Origin of the sequence: Pseudomonas donghuensis, from assembly GCF_000696345.2 — a bacterium.
In the GTDB taxonomy this organism is placed as follows: domain Bacteria; phylum Pseudomonadota; class Gammaproteobacteria; order Pseudomonadales; family Pseudomonadaceae; genus Aquipseudomonas; species Aquipseudomonas donghuensis.
Map to the genome: position 1 here is coordinate 4,311,880 of NZ_CP071706.1, position 16,871 is coordinate 4,328,750.

Genomic DNA, 16,871 nt, shown 5'->3' on the forward strand with positions numbered 1-16,871 from the left:
CGCCGTAGGTGCCCAGTCCCTTATTTTCAAGGTAGCCCTGACAATGACCGTCAACGAACAGCTCAGCGCGTTGAGCACCATCCTCGCTCAAAGCGGCTTGCACAGCCTGTTCCAACCCATTGTCTGCCTTTCCGAACGGCGCATCCTTGGCTACGAAGCCCTCAGCCGCGGCCCATCCAACAGCCCGTTGCACTCGCCAATCAACCTGTTTGCCGTGGCCCGCCAGGCCGGACGCCTGACCGAACTGGAAGTGGCCTGCCGGGAAAACGCCTGCCGGCGCTTCAGCCAGCAGAACCTCGAGGGCAAGCTGTTCCTCAACGTCTCGCCCGAATCCTTGCTCGAGCCGCAGTACCAGTCCGGACGCACCCTGAAGATGCTTCACGAGCTTGGCGTGCCGCCCAGCCGGGTGGTGATCGAACTGACCGAACAAACTCCCACCGACGACTTCCAACTGCTGTTCAATGCCCTGCACCATTACCGCGACATGGGCTTCTCAATCGCCCTCGACGACTTGGGCGCCGGTTACTCGAGCCTGCGCCTGTGGTCGGAGCTGCGCCCGGACTACGTCAAGATCGACCGCCATTTCATCGACGGCATTCACCTGGATGCGGTCAAGCGCGAGTTCGTCGGCTCGATCCTGCAAATCGCCCGGGCCTCGCGCGCCCAGGTGATCGCCGAAGGCATCGAGCTGGCCGAAGAGCTCAAGGTACTGACCGAGATGGGCATCGACCTGGTCCAGGGCTACCTGCTGGGCCGTCCGCAGGAACAGGCGGCGCGGGATGTGCAGAACATGCTCGGACAACCGACGCAGGCGCTGCAGAGCCTCCACGAAGACAGCGGCAACCTCGCCGCACTGCTGATCGAACAGCCCGCAGTGAACCGCGACGCGCCAACCCCGCAGGTACTCGAGCTGTTTCGCAGCCAGGCCAACCTCAACTCGCTGGCGGTACTCGATCAGCACCAGCAACCCTGTGGCATCGTCCATCGCCACTCGCTCTCCGATGCCCTGCTCAAGCCGTTTGCCACCGAGCTGTTCGCGCGCAAGCCGATCAGCCGCTTGATGAGCGACGATTTTCTCGCGGTGGATCTTGGCCAGTCGCTGCAGCAGGTCAGCCGCCTGCTCACCAGCCGCGCCCGCCAGCGTATCGAAGAAGATTTCATCATCACCCACAACGGCCGTTACCTGGGCCTGGGACGGGTGATCGACGTGCTCAAGCTGATCACCGAGCAGAAGATCCAGCAGGCCCGTTACGCCAACCCGTTGACCCTGCTGCCAGGCAATGTGCCGATCCAGCAGTGCCTGACCCGCCTGTTGCAACAGCAGCGCGCTGCGGCGATCTGCTACGTCGATATCGACAGCTTCAAGCCGTTCAACGACATCTACGGCTACGCTCGCGGCGATGAAGTGCTGCTGTGCCTGGCTCAGTGCCTGAACGAACGGGTCGACCCCAGCCGGGACTTCGTCGGCCACATCGGAGGCGACGATTTCATGCTGGTGCTCGGTTCAGAGGATTGGCAACAGCGTTTGCAGCTGTTGCTGGAGGATTTTCACAAACAGTGCCGGCGCTTCTACCGTGCCGAGCACCTGCAAGCCGGGTGCTTCATTGCCACCGACCGTCAGGGCCGGCGCCAGGAATTCGCCTTGCTGTCGCTGTCGATCGGCGTAGTGCAGTTGCACCCACAGGCCTGTGCCGGGCTCGATGCCGGGCAACTGGCCGAGCTGGCCTCACAGGCCAAGCATCAGGCCAAGGATGTGCCGGGGCACAGCCTGTACCTGATCGATACCGCGCCCGCCGCTCAGGCTTCTTCGTGTTCGGGGTAGCTGTACTCGAACACCCGCACCACTTCCGAAGCATGCCAGGAGGCCGCAGCCATGCCATCGGAGGGGCCGGAGAAACGCCCCAGGCGCTCGACGCACTCGAAAAACCCGGTACGCGGCAAGCGGCTGGCGCCCTGGCTGATCACCAGCGAGCTACGCAGTGGCTGCTCGGCGCGGGCATCAAGCGCCGCCAGGTGCTCCAGGGCAGCGGTCAGGGTCTGCATGGCCGGGCTGGGCAATTGCAGGCGCTCAAGCAAGGCACGGTAAGTCAGCAGGTGGCGTTGGCGGCGGGCGACGTCCAGCTCGCCGAGCAGGCCTTCCCAGTGCTGGCGGCTGATCCGAACGCTCACGACGGCTCGCTCCAGCCGGCCACACCCAGTTCCCAGGCCAGGCTGCGGCGAATCGCAGCATCCGGCTGGCGCTCACCACTTTCGATCAGCGCCAGGTACACCGGGCTGATGCCAACGCTGCGTGCCAACTGCTCCGGCGCCAGGCCCTTGCCCTCACGCAAACGCGCCAGCTCACTGAAACTCGGCAAGCTGGCGCTGTCGGTAATGTTGGATGGTGTGTTTTCGGCGGCACCCGGCTCGCCTTGCCCGGCGGCTTTGAGCAGCGCCTGGTACTGCTCCCAGGGAACAACCGCGTACTCGGGTTGACCGTCTCGGCTGATGACCTGAATACCCATTACAACCCCCTTGTAGGATTACGATATGTAATCGGTAGGCATAATCCTTATGCCAATTATATTACCAGCCAATAAGGGTGTGCAGGGTCGTGATGTGATCAGCTTTTTTCTTGTTCCAGGCGCAGGGCTTCGGGGGTGTCGGGCAGGCGTTCGACCACCCGCAGTTTTTCCGGTGCCTGACGGTTGCGCCAGGCGCTGAAGGCGGCCAGTTCATCGGCCACCGCTTTCATCACCCAGGCCAGTACGGCGATGTCATCGAGCAGGCCGACGCCCAACAACCAGTCGGGGATTGCATCCAGCGGGCTGACAAAGTACAGCAGCCCGGCCACCACGGTGATCAGCGCCTTGGGGCTGATCGCCCGGTACTCGCCGCGCCACCAGGCCAGGCACAGGGCCTGCATCAGGCGCACGTCCTCGCGCAGTTTGCCCAGCCGTGGGCCTTTGCGCGCCACGGCAAAAATCAGCGCCGGCAAACGTCCGCGGCTGAGCAGACGCTCGGCCAGGGGCAGAAATCGGGCGAAGTTCCACGGTGCTTTCATACGGCCTCCAGGGCCAGTGCCAAGGAAGGTTATCCACAATAATTGTGGATAACCTTGTGAACAGAGCTCAGTTTCAGGCTCAAGGCGCCCGCCCGGCAAGGGTCCGGGTTAAATCGGGCGTTTTTTACACACCTGTTTCAATCACGCAAACGTTTTGCCCGCCGCGCGCTGATCCATCAACAGGTGCAGCGCTTAAGACCCTGCACGGCCCCCAGGGTTCGGTAAACCCCAGAAACGACAACGCCCCGTCGAGACGGGGCGTTGCGGGGATCCGCTGGCCTTACTCGGCAGCTGGATCGGCAGGCTCTTCAGCCTTGGCCTGGTCCTTGATACCCAGCAGTTCCAGCTCGAACACCAGTACCGAGTTGGCCGGGATCATCGGGCTCGGGCTCTGGGCACCGTAAGCCAGGTCCGACGGGATGTACAGCTTGTACTTCTCGCCCACGTGCATCAGTTGCAGGCCTTCGACCCAACCCGGGATCACGCCGCCGACCGGCAGGTCGATCGGGCTGCCGCGCTCGACGGAGCTGTCGAACACCTTGCCATCGATCAGCTTGCCTTCGTAGTGAACGGTAACCACGTCAGTCGGCTTGGGCTGGGCGCCGTCGGCCTTCTTGATCACTTCGTACTGCAAGCCCGAAGCGGTGGTGACCACGCCAGCCTTCTTGGCGTTTTCTTCAAGGAACTTCTTGCCGGCGGCAGCCGACTCTTCGCTCATCTTGACCAGGCGCTCTTCAGCGCGCTTTTGCAAGGCGGCGAAGGCTTCAACCAGCTCTTCGTCCTTGATCTTCTGTTCTTTCTTGCCGATGGCATCTTCGATACCTTGAGCGACAGCTTTCGAATCAAGGTCGTCCATGCCTTCCTGAGCCAGGCTTTTGCCCATGTTCAGGCCAATACCGTAGGAGGCTTTCTGTGCCGGGGTCTTCAGCTCGACGCTGGTCTGCGAATCGCAACCCGCCAGTACCAGGCTAACCAGGGCAACCGCAGCCGCCAACCGATGCTGTTTCATGCTATTTCCTTGTTCATGCGCCAATAGGGCAATCGAGTAAAGCCGCGAGCTTATCAGGCGGCCACGACCAATGGCTACCGGGATAAGAGCGAGAAACGCCGGATAAGTTCACCGCTGTAGCCTAAGCAGGATATTACCGGGTGAGCGGGCCTGCGCTTGCACCTCATCAGGCGTAGCAGCATATGACAAATCTGCCAGAGTACATTTGTAACCACCTTTATCGACCAGCCCATGGCACACAGTTATCATCGGCGTCTGACCGGGTAGATTACGGCATGAGGCTACTCGTTCATTCAAGAGGACCCGCGCAATCGAAAAGGAAATCAGATGATGTGGGATGGCAAGGTTACCTTTGGCGACTACTGGTTCGGCTATGTCGGCAAGACCGACCAGACCAGTGCTCATGCCCACGTGGCAATCCAGTTGTGCATCGGTATTCACAGCGATGTCACCGTCGAACTGAAGGAACGGACGCTGTGCGGTGCCGGGGTGATCATCGGGCCCTTCGTCAATCACCGCTCGCGGCCCAATGCCGATCGCGTCGCCTTCCTTTATGTCTATCCGGACGCGCCGCTGGGCCGCGCCCTCAATGCGCTGCTCGATGCCAGCGGCACGGTCCTGGCGAGTGACGAAATCCTCGAGTGTTTTCGCCAGGCCGACAGCTTCGAAGAGGTGATGGCAGCGCTCAATGCGGTGCTGGTGGCCGATGACAGTTTCGACCCGCGCCTGTCCAATGCCCTGCTGCTGTTGCGTGAATATTGTGGCGGCACCGGCGCCGTATCGCGGGCGGCAAACGCCGTGGGGCTGTCCAGCCCGCGCCTGCGCTTCTTCGCCCATAGCCAGATGGGCGTGCCGCTGTCGCAGTGGATCATCTGGCGCAAGTTGGAACGCGCCTGCCAGTCCCTGGCCGCCGGCGCCAGCCTCACCGAGGCGGCCACCGACGGCGAATTCTCCGACCAGGCCCACCTGACCCGCATGATGCGGCGCATGATCGGCATGTCGCCCAGCCGTGCCGCGCTGGTACTGCGCAAGACAAGCGAATCGTTCAAGACCCTCTCCTGACAAACCGCCATCCTTGCCCCGCCCTCCTCCTCGGGATCTCCAATCAGTGGCGGGAAGGCTCGGCTGCGGCCCCGGTTTAATGGGGCCTGCGGCCAAACAATAAAAATTCGCTTCGCGACGGGCACAGTGCCCGCCCTTTGACTGCCCGGTCGCCTTCAGCGCCAACCCTCTTCATTCACTTCATGTCTGCAAGGAGCGTAAGCACATGTCTGAACATTCACGGATGACCGTTCTACTGACCGGCGGAGCCGGTGTACTGGGCGAAACCTTGATCGACCAGCTGGGTGATGACTACCGGATTATCTGCCTGGCGCGCAAAAGCCGGATTCGCCAGAGCAACGTCGAAGTGCTGCGCGGGGATATCTGCCAGCCCTACCTGGGCCTGAGCGACAGCGATTACCGGGCGTTGCTGGCCAGGGTCGACTGGGTGATCCATTCGGCCGCCATCACCCGCCTCGACGGCCAGGCCGAGCAGATCTTTTCAGTGAACTACCAGGGCACGGAAAACATTGTCAGCTTCGTCCAGGAGGCGGGCACGCCGCTGTACCACATCAGTACAGCCTTCACCCACCCTTGCGACTACTACCCTGGCGTGGTGCCGCAAACGCCTTATGAAATCGCCAAGCGCCAGGCCGAAAAACTGGTGCGCAGCGCCGACATCCCGGTGTCGATCTTCCGCCCCTCGATCATCATCGGCGATGCCGAGAACGGGCATATGCCCAACTTCCAGGGGTTTCACCTGACCATGGGCCTGATGATGTCCGGCTACCTGCCAATCATCCCCTGCCCGGAACGCGGCTATGTCGACCTGATCGCCCGTGACGTCGCTGCCGCGGCAATCAAGAGCGCCCTGGACCAGCGCCTGATTGGCGATGACTACTACCTCACCAACGGCCCCGATGCCCTGGACATCACAACCCTGCTGGACCTGATGTGCGCGGAGATGGCCAACCAGCAAAAGCCCTTCGACCGCCCGCGCTGCATGAACCCGGACATCTACGACCGGCTGATCCGTCCGGTATTCCTGCCGGCACTGGAAGAGAACGTACGTGCCGCACTGGGCCGGGCCACGCAGATGTGCCGCTACGCCAGCCTGCGTACGCCGCTGCCCAGCTCCCTGGCGCAATTGCTGCCGGCGCACCGCATGCATACCCGCGACCCGCAGCGGGAACTGGCCCGCACCCTCGGCCAGCTCTCGCCCAAGCTCTCGGCCATGCAGCGCATGCTCAAGGTGCCGGCGCCGGGTCCCCAACGATCCGCCATTGCCATGGAGGCATGAATGAACAGCATTACGGCCAACCCCAACGAAGCCCTCAAGGCAAAGATCCAGCAGCAGTACCGCAATCATGTGAATGCCGGCTATGCGCGCCTGGCGTCAATGATGAACCTGCAGATCGAAGCCTCCAGTGCCGGTGTGTACATCTACGACATCGATGGCAATCGCTACCTGGATGCCGGCGGTTATGGCGTGTTCCTGCTTGGCCACGGCCATCCCGAGGTGCTGGCCAAGGTCAGCGAGCAACTGCACAGCCACGCCATGGCCAGCAAGCTGCTGCTCAACCCCTATCAGGCCGCCGCTGCGGCGGCACTGGCCGAGGTCTGCCCGCCCGGGCTGCAATATGTGTACTTCTGCAGCTCAGGCACCGAAGCCACCGAAGCGGCGCTGAAGCTGGCCTGCATGAACGGCTGCCAGGCAACCCTTTCAACCATCGGCGGCTACCACGGCAAGACCCTCGGGGCCCTGGCCGTGACCGGCCGCGCGACCTACCGCGAGCCGTTCGCCGGCCTGCTGGGCAACACCCATTTCCTGCCCTTTGGTGACACCCAGGCCCTGGAACAGCAGTTGGCCAGCCTCGATTGCCGTGCCTGCGTGATTCTCGAGCCGATCCAGGCCGAAGCTGGCGTGCTGATCCCGCCGCCGGGCTACCTGCGCCGGGTGCGCGAACTCTGTGACGATCACGACGCCGTGCTGATCCTCGACGAAATCCAGTCGGGCCTGGGCCGAACCGGCTACTGGTGGGCCTGTGAGCGCGAAGGCGTGGTGGCCGACATCATGCTGGTCGGCAAAAGCCTGTCCGGTGGCTGCGTGCCGGTCAGCGCCATGGTCGCCACGGCGCGGATGCAGGAACCGCTGAACCGCAACCCGCTGATGCACACCACCACCTTCGGTGCCAACCCGCTGGCCATGGCGGCGGTGCAGGCCACCTTGCAGGTGATGCAGCGTGACGGCCTGGTACAGAAAGCCCGTGCGCTGGGCGAGTTGCTGCGCGGGCGCTTCGAACAGCTACTGGAGCAAAACGGCTGGACCAAACAGGTACAACTGCGTTGCGCCGGCCTGCTGCTGGGCTTCGAGTTCGTCGATGCGTCCATCGCCGCCAACATGGTCATGGCCCTGCTCGACCAACGCATCATCGTCTGCCATTCGCTCAACGATCACCGGGTCATCCGCCTGACCCCACCGGCGCTGTACAGCGAAACCGACGTCGAATGGCTACTGGACGGCTTTGCCGTGGCACTCACCTCCTCACTCCCGACCGGTACCCGCCCATGAAAGAAGTCCGCCTGAATGCCTTCATCCCCCGTCAAAGCGCCGATGAAGTCTACGCCGCCATCAGCAATTTCAGCGCCTATCCGCAGTACTGCACGTCGGTACGCAAGATCGACGTCAAGAACCTCAGCGAAAACGTGACGCTCACTGACTGGGAGGTGAACTTTCACAACGGCATCCTCAAGTGGCAGGAACACGACACCTTCGACCCGAGCAACCGCCAGATCTCCTTCCGCCAGACCGCCGGTGACATCGACCACTTCTCCGGCTCCTGGCACGTAGAGGCCGATGGCAACGACGCCACCATTGCCTTCGATTCCTGCTTCGACCTCGGTTTGCCGATGCTTGCCGACATGCTCGATCCGGTCGCCGAACAGGCAATCTCGGAAAACATCCGCGCCATCATCAGCGGCCTGTTCCCGGCCAGTTACATCAAGGATTGATGACCATGACCCTGGCTTTACTGCAACGCTCGCGGGCCATTCTTGAGCACTTTGCCCCAGGCTTTGATGCCCTGCTTGGCGAAATCCCCTTCGCCGCACGGGAAGCAGCCGACAGCCCGGTGGTTGGCTGGTTCAAGCATCACGGTCCGGTGGGCCTGCTGATCAACCAGGAAGCTGGTGGACTGGGCGCCGACGCCTTCCAGGCCGTGCATGTACAACTCGCCCTGGGCGCACGCTCGCCGTCACTGGCGGTGGCCAGCACCATGCACCAGTTCTCGGTGGCAAGCCTGGTCGCCATCGGCCAGAACGGCGCGGGCGCCGAAGGCCTGTTGCTCTCAGCCATTGCCCGCCAGCGCTTGCTGCTGGCCTCGGGTTTTGCCGAGGGCGTACCCGGCGGTGGCATTCTCGACGCCGGCATGCAGGCTGAACAAACCCCCTCCGGCGTAATCCTCAGCGGCAGCAAGAAACCCTGCAGCCTGGGCAAGTCCATGGACTTGCTGACCGCCAGTTACAGCCGCATCAGCCCGGCGGGCGAAGAACTGATGGTCGCGCTTATCCCGGCCAGCGCGCCGGGCATCAGCCACCAGCCGTTCTGGCAAAACAGCGCCCTGGCGGCAGCCGAAAGCGTCGAGGTGCGCCTGGACCGGGTGCTGGTCGACAACAAGATGGTGTTTTCCGCCGGCCTCAAGACCCAGCTGGGCGAAGTCCAGACCATCGGTTTCATCTGGTTCGAGCTGTTGATCAGCGCCTCTTACCTCGGTGCCTGCCTGGGCCTGGTGGAAGCGGTGGTGGCGCAGCAGCGCTGGAGCGAACACCACCGGGTCGAACTGGCCGCGCAGATGCAACTGTGCCTGAGCGCACTGGAAGGCGCGGCACTTGATATCCAGCGCCACCCCGACGACCTCTCGGCGATCCTGGCCCGCCTGCTGCTGGTGCGCTACGGCATAGAGCAACTGCTGGCCAGTACTTCGGACCAGGCTCACCAGATGCTCGGCGGCCTGGACTTCATCCGCTCCACCGACAGCTCGCAGTGGATGCTCAGTTGTCGCGGGCTGCAGTTCCATCCGCCAGCCAAGATAGCGATGAGCAAGAATCTCGACGCCTACCTGCAGGACGCCTCATTCAGCATTGCCAAAGGAGTTGCAGCGTGAACCTGATGAACAAGACCGTGGTGATCACCGGTGTCGCCCGTGGGCTGGGCCTGGAGACCGCCCACAAGCTCAAGCGCCTGGGCGCGACGGTGATCGGTATCGACCGCCTGGAAAGCGATGCCAGCCTGCACTTGGATGCCTTCTACCTGCTCGACCTGTGCGACCAGCAAGCCCTGGCCGAGGCCGTGCACTCAATCCAGGAACGATTCGGCGACCTGGATATCCTGGTCAACAATGCCGGCACCCTGACCCTCGAACGCGGCGAGACCGGGGTTACCGATGAAGTGCGCCGGGCCATGGAAATCAACCTGCTCGCCCCCTGGCAACTCACCGCCGCCTTCCTCCCGGGGTTGCTGCGCAGCCGCGGCAAGGTGGTGAACGTGTCGTCACTGTTCGCCTTGGTCAACGCCCCCTATGTTGCCGCCTATGCCGCCAGCAAGCGGGCCATGAGCGCCTACTCAGACGTGCTGCGCATGCAGTACCCCGGGGAGCTGGATGTGGTCACCGTCTACCCCGGTTTCATCGATACCGCCATCCACCAGCCCGCCCAGCGGGTGGGGCTGTCGGTCAAGCGCCTGGTGAGCTTCAAGCTGGGCGACAAGACCCTGCTGTCGCTTGAAGAAAAAATCGGCGCTGCCAGCGACGGCCTGGTTCGTGCCTGCCTCAAGCGCGGTTTGCGCAATCGCGGCCTGACCTTCCTCGGCACCGTGGCCATGTACAGTGCGCGCTGCATGCCGAGCCTGGTCGACGCCTTCATCGCCTTGCGCCTGCGCACGCTGACCAAGGCTGGACAACTGACGCTCAAACCCGAGCTGATCGAGTAAGGAGCCAGGCATGCACCGGCCGGCATTTCACAAGCCTGAACTCAAGCTCGAACGGCGCCTGTTCGCGACGTCCGCGCTGGAGTCGGCCCTGGTCATCGGCTATGCCCTGCTGCTGTTCGCCGTGCCCCTGCTGGCCTATGTGGGCCTTGCCGGACATGGCCCGGCGTGGGCCCTGGGCGCCCTGCCGCTGCTGATACCGGCGGCGTACGGGATGTTCCTGCAGGGCATCCTCGGCCACGAGGGGTTTCACTTCAACTTCAGCGACAAGCGCCTGCTCAGTTGCCTGCTAGGCGTGCTGTGCAGTTCGATACTTACAGGGTTCTGTGTCACCGGCTACTTCGTCGACCACTGGCAGCACCACCGCCACAGCAACGGCCCGCAAGACCCGGACTGGCGACTGTTTCGCCGCTATCGGCATCCGTTGATGCGGATGATTGTCTCGCGCTTGCAGGCCACCGCTCGCTACTTGCTGCAGACCGTGCAACTGGCGCTGCCCGGGGCCAGGGTCGAGGGCCGCTTGCCATTGCCGGCGCAGCAGATCCGCCTGCTGGCACGGGTCAACCTGCTGTGCCAGGCCGGCTGGATCGTCCTCTGGGCTGGCCTGGCCAGCCACTGGCCAGTGTTGCTGCCGGCGCTCGTGGTGTGCCTGCTGCTGGCCCTGCTGATTTCCGGCGTCAATGCCTACCAGGAGCATGCCTTCGCCAGCGACGTCGAAACGCCGATCGCCCGTTCGCGCACTTCGCTGCTGTGCAGCCTGCTACACGCGGGCTCGAACTATCACCTGGAACACCATCTGTACCCTCGGGTGCCGTGCTGGCGGCTCCCCCAGGTCCATCGGCGCTTGCTCGCCAGTGGCTGGTACCAGGACCGGCAGGCCTTGCTCGAGCCCAGCTTCATCGGCTCGTTCAGGTACTGCTCCAGCCAGTTCCCCTACAGCGGGGAGGTGCAGGCAACACCCGAGCGGGCACCCGCTTCGCTCGAGGGCAGCGGACCCGCCCGCTGACACTTCCAACAATGACACTCATGGAGCCGAGTATGTCTTTCGAGATCGATCAATATATCCAGGACGAACGCCGCACCCTGCTGGAGCACCCGCTGTTCGCCAATATCGCCACCCTGGATGACGTGCGCTTGCTGATGGAGGTCCACGTCTTTGCGGTGTGGGACTTCATGACCCTGCTCAAACGCATCCAGCGTGACCTGACCTGCGTCGAGCTGCCGTGGCTGGCGCCCAAGCACATCACCGCCGCCCGCCTGATCAACGAGATAGTCATCGGCGAGGAAACCGACGAGCGTCCAGGTGGCGGCTTCATCAGCCACATGGAGCTGTATGTCAACGCCATGGAAGAAATCGGTGCCAACACCGCGCCGTTTCGCAACTTCCTCACCCAGCTCGGTAACGGCGCCCCGCTTGGCCAGGCCCTGGCGGCCCCGGACATTCCGCTGCCGGCCAAGATCTTCGTCAGCCAGACCCTCGACGTCGCCCTGTACGGCACCACGGAGCAAGCCCTGGCGTATTTCTTCTTCGGTCGCGAAGACATCATCCCGGACATGTTCGGGCGCCTGCTGGAGAACTGGTCGGTCAGCGAGGATAGCGTGCCGATGCTGACCTACTACCTCAAACGCCACATCGAGATGGACGGCGACGACCACGGCCCGGCGGCCAAACGCATCATCGCCGCCATCATCACCGAACCGGCCCAGCAAACCCAGTTGGTCAACAGCGCGCGCAGCGCCATCAATGCCCGCATCGGCCTGTGGGACGGCGTGCAGCACCTGTTGGCCGAGCGCCTGCCGACACCCGAATTACAACACCAGTACCAGGCCGAACTGGGCTGAGGGCAGCACCTGCGTGCCGGGCTACGGCCCGGTGCACAGCCCTTCCTGCGCGATAAAAATCCAGACGAAGAGCGTATGACATGGTGAAAAGCAAATACGGCAAATTGGCGGTATGTGCACTGGTAATCGGTGGCCTGCTGTTTCTTGGCTGGCAGCGCTGGCAATACGCCCGGGAATACGTCAGTACCGACAATGCCGAGGTGGAGGGGGTCATCATCCCGATCCGTGCCAAACTCTCCGGAACCGTGGTCGAGGTTCCGATCCGCGAAAACGCCCGGGTCGAACAGGGCGAACTGCTCTACCAGGTACGCGAGGACGAGTACCGCCGGCGGGTCGAGCAAGCCCAGGCCAACTACCTCGGCCTGATGGTCGCCGCCGGCCAGGGTGGCATGCCCGGCCTGATGGACAGCCAGGTGCGCAGCGCCGCGGCCCGCAGCCTTGCCGCCGAAGCCGCCATCGCCCAGCTCGGTGCCAACCTCGAGCAAGCCCGCAGCGACTACCAGCGTACCCGGCGCCTGGCCAGCCAGGGCGTAGTCAGCACCCAGGACCTGGAAGCCGCCCAGGCGCGCTTCAATGCCCTGAACCACGAGCTACAGGCAGCCCGCAGTAACTCCCGCGCCGCCGTCGAAGGCACCCTGGCCAACAAGGCGGCACTGAAAGTCGAGGAATACCGCATCGGTGCTGCCGAAGCGGAACTTGAACTGGCTCGGATCCAGCTGCAGGACACCCGCCAGACCTCGCCCCAGGCCGGCATCATCGCAAAAAAGGAAGTCGAGCCCGGGCAATTCGTGGTCGCCGGGCAAAAGCTCTTGAGCCTGGTCAGTACCGAGCACCTGTGGGTAATCGCCAATTTCAAGGAAACCCACATCGGCCGCGTGCGGGTCGGACAAAAGGCCCGGATCAGCGTCGATGCCTTCCCCGGTGAACGCTTCGAAGGCGTCGTGCAAAGCCTGGTGCCGGCCACTGGTGCGCGCTTCTCACTGCTGCCCCAGGAAAACGCCACCGGCAACTTCACCAAGGTAGTGCAACGCATCCAGGCGCGCATCGAACTCGACCAGGTGCCCGAGCGATACCGCAATGCGTTGAGCCAGGGCATGAGCGTGTTCGTTGAGGTGAACATCCGGGACGCCGAGCAGACCCTATGAAATCGCCCTGGCTGGTGGCCTTCACGGTCACCCTGATCTCTATGATGGAGCTGCTCGACGTCACCATCGTCAACGTTGCCATTCCCAGCTTGATGGGCAGCTTCGGCGCCTCGGTGGATGAAATCTCCTGGGTCTCGACCGGTTACATCGTCGCCAACGTAGTAATCCTCCCGGCCAGTGGCTGGCTGTCGGCCTGGTTCGGCCGGCGCAACTACTACCTGGTTTCCTCGATCCTGTTCGTACTGGCCTCGCTGGGCTGCGCGATGTCCACCGAGCTCTGGCAACTGGTGGCCTTCCGGATTATCCAGGGCCTGGCTGGCGGTGGCTTGCTGGGTATCTCCCAGGCAATCATCTACGACGTGTTCCCCAAGGAAAAGGTCAGCACTGGCCTGGCCCTGTACGGGGTCGGGGTAATGATGGGACCGACCCTGGGGCCCTCGGTGGGCGGTTACCTGATCGATGAATTCTCCTGGCACTGGATCTTTCTGATCAACCTGCCGATCGGCGCTGTGGCGATCCTTCTGTCGTGGCTCTGCGTGCATGACTCAATCAACGAGAAACGCCCGCAAAGCATCGACTACATCGGCTTCGCCCTGCTCGCCCTGGGCGTCGGCAGCCTGCAGATCATGCTCGAGCGCGGCGAACACTGGGACTGGCTGGAATCGGACCTGACCATCGCCTGCCTGCTGCTGGGCAGCTTCGGCCTGCTGGCGTTTTTCTGGTGGGAGCAGCGCGTGGCCACGCCGATCGTCAATATGGCGCTGTTTCGCAACCGCGAGTTCCTCATGGGCTCGGTCTGTGCCTTTTGTGTCGGCTTCGGCCTGTACAGCACGCTGTTCATGGTGCCGTTACTGCTGCAGACGCTGCTGGACCAGAGCGCCTACCAGAGCGGCATGGTGATCTTTCCCGGGGCCCTGGCCAGCGCCGTGAGCACCCTGGTGATCGGCAAGCTGTCCCAGGAAAACAAGATCGATGAACGGCTGTTCGTCAGCGTCGGCATCCTCATCTACGGCTATGCGATGTACCTGCACACCCAGTTCACCCTGCAAAGCAGCCCCGACACCCTGTACTGGCCGCTGATCATCCGCGGGCTTGGCCTGGGCATGATTTTCGTTCCGCTCACCAACCTGGCCATGCGCCAACTGCCTGCACAGCTGATCTCGGTCGGTTCGGGGGTGCTCAACCTCATGCGCCAGCTCGGTGGCAGCGTCGGCATCGCCATCGCCGCGACCTTGCTGACGCGCTTTTCCTGGGCGCGCTACCGGCAATTATCCGAGCACGTCACCGAGTCGAGCATCATCGCCAGCGGCTGGGATGTTGCCCGCTACGACCCGCGCGTGCTCTCGCTGGGCACCAGCGATCCGGCCCAGGCGCAAGCCCTGCTGGCCCTGGTCAATACCCGTGAACAGGCACAGATGCTCGGCTTCAGCATGCTCTTCGGCCTGCTTGGCGCAGTAATGCTGATCGGTGTGCCGATGGTCCTGCTGATGCGCAACCCCAAACGAATCGCTCAATCCGAACAGGAAGCCTTGCCGTGCTCGAACAACTCTCGCGAATCCGCGCAAGCCTGATCGCCCTGCTACTGCTCGCCAGCAGCCAGCAGGCCCGGGCTGATGACCTCTACCAGCTCTATCAAAAAGCCCTGGCCCATGACATGAAATACGCCGCGGCCATCGAACAACAACGTGCCAGCAACGAGAAAGAACCCCAGGGCCGCGCCCTGCTGCTGCCCAACCTGTCACTTGAAGGGGGCGCCGCCTGGGTCGACCGCGACGACAGCGGCGCGTCCACACGCAACCGCGACAACTCCAATGCCTACGCACTGGTGCTGATCCAGCCGCTGCTGCGCTGGCAGAACGTGATCGGCCATGACCAGAGCAAGGCCCTGGTGCTGGCCGGGGAAATCAACCTGCAGGCCGCCCGCCAGGACCTGATGCTGCGAGTCGCCGACGCCTACTTTGACCTGCTGCTGGCCGAAGACCTGCTCAGCACCAGCCGCCAGCAGGTGCGCACCCTGCAGGAGCAGCGCAGCAAGGCTGAACGCTTCTACCAGGCCGGCTCCGGCACCGAAAGCGAAGTGCAGCGCATCCAGGCCCGCTACGACCTGGCCTATGCCCGGCAGATGGCCGCGCACAACGCCGTGCAATTGCACCAGGAAACCCTGGCGCAGTTGACCGGCAGTGTACCCGCGGCCCTGGCGCGGCTCGACCCGCAGGTGCGCTTCCAGGGGCCGCAGCCAGCGCTGATCGGCACCTGGGCCGAGCAGGCGCAACAGCACAACCTCAAGGTCCAGGCGGCGCAGATCAAGCGCCTGGTGGCAGAAAAGGAAATCGACAAGCAGCAAGCCGGGCATTTGCCCACGGTCGACCTGGTGGCCGCTCACGGCCGCTTCGCCTCGGTGGGCGGCAGCCTCTACGACGTCACCCTGCCGGAAGAAAAGTACACCCAGACCGTGGTCGGTGTGCAGGTCAGCCTGCCATTGTACGCCGGTGGCGGCACCACCAGCCGCACCCGCGAAGCCCGCGCCCTGCACGGTGTGGCCCTGGATGAAGTCGAGGACGCCCGCCGCGAGGCCGGCCTGATGGCGCGCCAGGCCTACCTGACCCTGACCAGCGGCATCAGCCAGTACACGGCGCTGCAGCAGGCGCTGCGCTCGAGCCAGACCAACCTGACCTCGACCACCCGCGCCTTCGAGGCCGGCGCGCGGATCAGTTCCGATGTGCTGGACGCCGAACAACAGGTGACCCAGACCGAACAGCAACTGGCCGAGCAGCGTTATGCGATCGTGCTGGCCCAGCTCAGGTTGCTGGCCGCCAGCGGCAGCCTCGGCGACGCCGGCCTGCAAGAGATCAACGCCCTGCTCTCAGCGGGCGCTCAAGGGTAGTGGCCGTCGCGGTACTGCGCCGCCACCTCGCGCAAAACCTCGCATAACCATTGCGCAGGCAACGCCAGGGGCAAGGCGGCGTTGCTGCAGATGCCGACCGAGCCGCCCGGTTCACTGACGCCCAGGTCCAGCTCGCACAGTTCACCGCGGCTGAGGTCAACGCGCACCGCATCCCGGGGGGCGACCCAGACCGCATCGCTGCCTTGCACATAACGTCGGCTGAGGGCCGGCGACAGGGTTTCCAGGCGTTGCGCCGGTTGCTCGATGGCGCACTGCACGAACAGGCTGTCGGCATGCTTGCGGATGGTCGTGCCGGCCAGCGGCAGCACCAGCGGGTAGTGCCCGACCTGGTTGCGCTCGATCGGCTGGCGGCCGAGCAAAGGGTGACCTGGGCGCACCACCAGCGACATCGACTCGCTGTACAGGTGCTCGAACATCAGCCCCTGAATCTGCGGGCTGTCGGTCATGCGCCCGATCACCAGGTCCAGTTCGCCCACATGCAATTGCCCCAGCAGGTGCGCACTGGGGCCAGTGGCAACGCTGACCACCAGGGCCTCATGGCGCTGGTGCAGGCGGCACAGCACCTCGGGCATCAGCAGGCTTTCAACCGTCGACAACACGCCGACACGCACCTGGGGCGGTGCGTGCTCTTCACCGCGCAGGGTGCTCACCCCTTCGCGCAGGGCCTGCACGCTGGGGCCGGCGTAGCGCATGAAACGCACCCCGGCCGGGGTCAGCTCGACGCCCTGCTTGCTGCGCTCGAACAGCCGCGTCTCAAGCAGCTCTTCAAGCTCCTTGAGGGTCTTGGAGATAGCCGGCTGACTGATCGCCATGGCGTCGGCAGCCTTGGCGAAACTGCCCTGGCGGGCGATTTCGAGAAAGCACAGCAAGTGGCGGAATTTGATCCGGGTGTCGAGGTTCAT

Annotated in this window: 17 protein-coding genes; 12 read left to right on the top strand and 5 right to left on the bottom strand. The window is 63.7% G+C overall.

Features of this window, described 5'->3' with window-relative positions; all coding sequences use genetic code 11:
- Positions 1 to 43 precede the first annotated feature (43 nt).
- Complete coding sequence (locus BV82_RS20070) at positions 44 to 1,822, top strand: bifunctional diguanylate cyclase/phosphodiesterase (RefSeq protein WP_036996565.1); 1,779 nt, start codon at positions 44 to 46, stop codon at positions 1,820 to 1,822.
- Here the strand turns inward: BV82_RS20070 and BV82_RS20075 are convergent.
- The 4 genes from BV82_RS20075 to BV82_RS20090 all read right to left on the bottom strand — a co-directional run bounded on the left by BV82_RS20075 (position 1,798) and on the right by BV82_RS20090 (position 4,052).
- A complete protein-coding gene (locus BV82_RS20075; RefSeq protein WP_010224211.1) occupies positions 1,798 to 2,169 on the bottom strand; it encodes a hypothetical protein in 372 nt (123 codons plus the stop codon). The genes BV82_RS20070 and BV82_RS20075 overlap by 25 nt on opposite strands.
- Positions 2,166 to 2,504 carry a helix-turn-helix domain-containing protein gene (locus BV82_RS20080; RefSeq protein ID WP_010224213.1) on the bottom strand — a complete coding sequence of 113 codons (339 nt, stop codon included), beginning with the start codon at positions 2,502 to 2,504 and terminating at the stop codon, positions 2,166 to 2,168. Before BV82_RS20080 ends, BV82_RS20075 begins: the two co-directional genes overlap by 4 nt.
- 98 nt (positions 2,505 to 2,602) lie before the next feature.
- Positions 2,603 to 3,043, bottom strand: a complete 441-nt coding sequence (locus BV82_RS20085) for a YkvA family protein (RefSeq protein WP_010224215.1) — start codon at positions 3,041 to 3,043, stop codon at positions 2,603 to 2,605.
- 280 nt (positions 3,044 to 3,323) lie between these two features.
- Positions 3,324 to 4,052: a BamJ family beta-barrel-assembly machinery protein gene (locus BV82_RS20090; protein ID WP_010224217.1), complete on the bottom strand. Its 729-nt coding sequence runs from the start codon at positions 4,050 to 4,052 to the stop codon at positions 3,324 to 3,326.
- A gap of 330 nt (positions 4,053 to 4,382) precedes the next feature.
- Here BV82_RS20090 and BV82_RS20095 point away from each other — a divergent pair, with 330 nt between their 5' ends.
- From BV82_RS20095 to BV82_RS20145, 11 genes are all read left to right on the top strand, one after another.
- Positions 4,383 to 5,114, top strand: coding sequence for a helix-turn-helix domain-containing protein (locus BV82_RS20095; RefSeq protein ID WP_010224218.1), 732 nt, complete (start codon positions 4,383 to 4,385; stop codon positions 5,112 to 5,114).
- A 205-nt stretch (positions 5,115 to 5,319) separates the two neighbouring features.
- The gene (locus BV82_RS20100) at positions 5,320 to 6,393 is read left to right on the top strand and encodes an SDR family oxidoreductase (RefSeq protein WP_010224220.1); all 1,074 of its coding nucleotides are present in this window, start codon (positions 5,320 to 5,322) and stop codon (positions 6,391 to 6,393) included.
- Positions 6,394 to 7,665: an aspartate aminotransferase family protein gene (locus BV82_RS20105; RefSeq protein ID WP_010224221.1), complete on the top strand. Its 1,272-nt coding sequence runs from the start codon at positions 6,394 to 6,396 to the stop codon at positions 7,663 to 7,665.
- Entirely contained in the window at positions 7,662 to 8,105 is a 444-nt protein-coding gene (locus BV82_RS20110) for a type II toxin-antitoxin system RatA family toxin (protein WP_036996566.1), read from the top strand. Before BV82_RS20105 ends, BV82_RS20110 begins: the two co-directional genes overlap by 4 nt.
- Positions 8,106 to 8,110: 5 nt before the next feature.
- Positions 8,111 to 9,256, top strand: a complete 1,146-nt coding sequence (locus BV82_RS20115) for an acyl-CoA dehydrogenase family protein (RefSeq protein ID WP_036996611.1) — start codon at positions 8,111 to 8,113, stop codon at positions 9,254 to 9,256.
- A 5-nt stretch (positions 9,257 to 9,261) separates the two neighbouring features.
- Complete coding sequence (locus BV82_RS20120) at positions 9,262 to 10,080, top strand: SDR family NAD(P)-dependent oxidoreductase (protein WP_223253828.1); 819 nt, start codon at positions 9,262 to 9,264, stop codon at positions 10,078 to 10,080.
- Positions 10,081 to 10,090: 10 nt separating this feature from the next.
- Positions 10,091 to 11,083: a fatty acid desaturase family protein gene (locus BV82_RS20125; RefSeq protein ID WP_010224225.1), complete on the top strand. Its 993-nt coding sequence runs from the start codon at positions 10,091 to 10,093 to the stop codon at positions 11,081 to 11,083.
- Positions 11,084 to 11,115: 32 nt separating this feature from the next.
- Complete coding sequence (locus tag BV82_RS20130) at positions 11,116 to 11,919, top strand: DUF3050 domain-containing protein (RefSeq protein ID WP_010224226.1); 804 nt, start codon at positions 11,116 to 11,118, stop codon at positions 11,917 to 11,919.
- An 80-nt stretch (positions 11,920 to 11,999) separates the two neighbouring features.
- Positions 12,000 to 13,064 (top strand): HlyD family secretion protein, encoded by a 1,065-nt coding sequence (locus BV82_RS20135; RefSeq protein WP_010224228.1) that lies wholly within the window; start codon positions 12,000 to 12,002, stop codon positions 13,062 to 13,064.
- The gene (locus BV82_RS20140) at positions 13,061 to 14,635 is read left to right on the top strand and encodes a DHA2 family efflux MFS transporter permease subunit (RefSeq protein WP_036996567.1); all 1,575 of its coding nucleotides are present in this window, start codon (positions 13,061 to 13,063) and stop codon (positions 14,633 to 14,635) included. Before BV82_RS20135 ends, BV82_RS20140 begins: the two co-directional genes overlap by 4 nt.
- Positions 14,599 to 15,948, top strand: a complete 1,350-nt coding sequence (locus tag BV82_RS20145; protein ID WP_036996568.1) for a TolC family outer membrane protein — start codon at positions 14,599 to 14,601, stop codon at positions 15,946 to 15,948. The genes BV82_RS20140 and BV82_RS20145 overlap by 37 nt, the downstream gene beginning before the upstream one ends.
- Here BV82_RS20145 and pcaQ read toward each other — a convergent pair.
- A complete protein-coding gene (gene pcaQ, locus BV82_RS20150) occupies positions 15,939 to 16,871 on the bottom strand; it encodes a pca operon transcription factor PcaQ (protein WP_036996570.1) in 933 nt (310 codons plus the stop codon). The genes BV82_RS20145 and pcaQ overlap by 10 nt on opposite strands.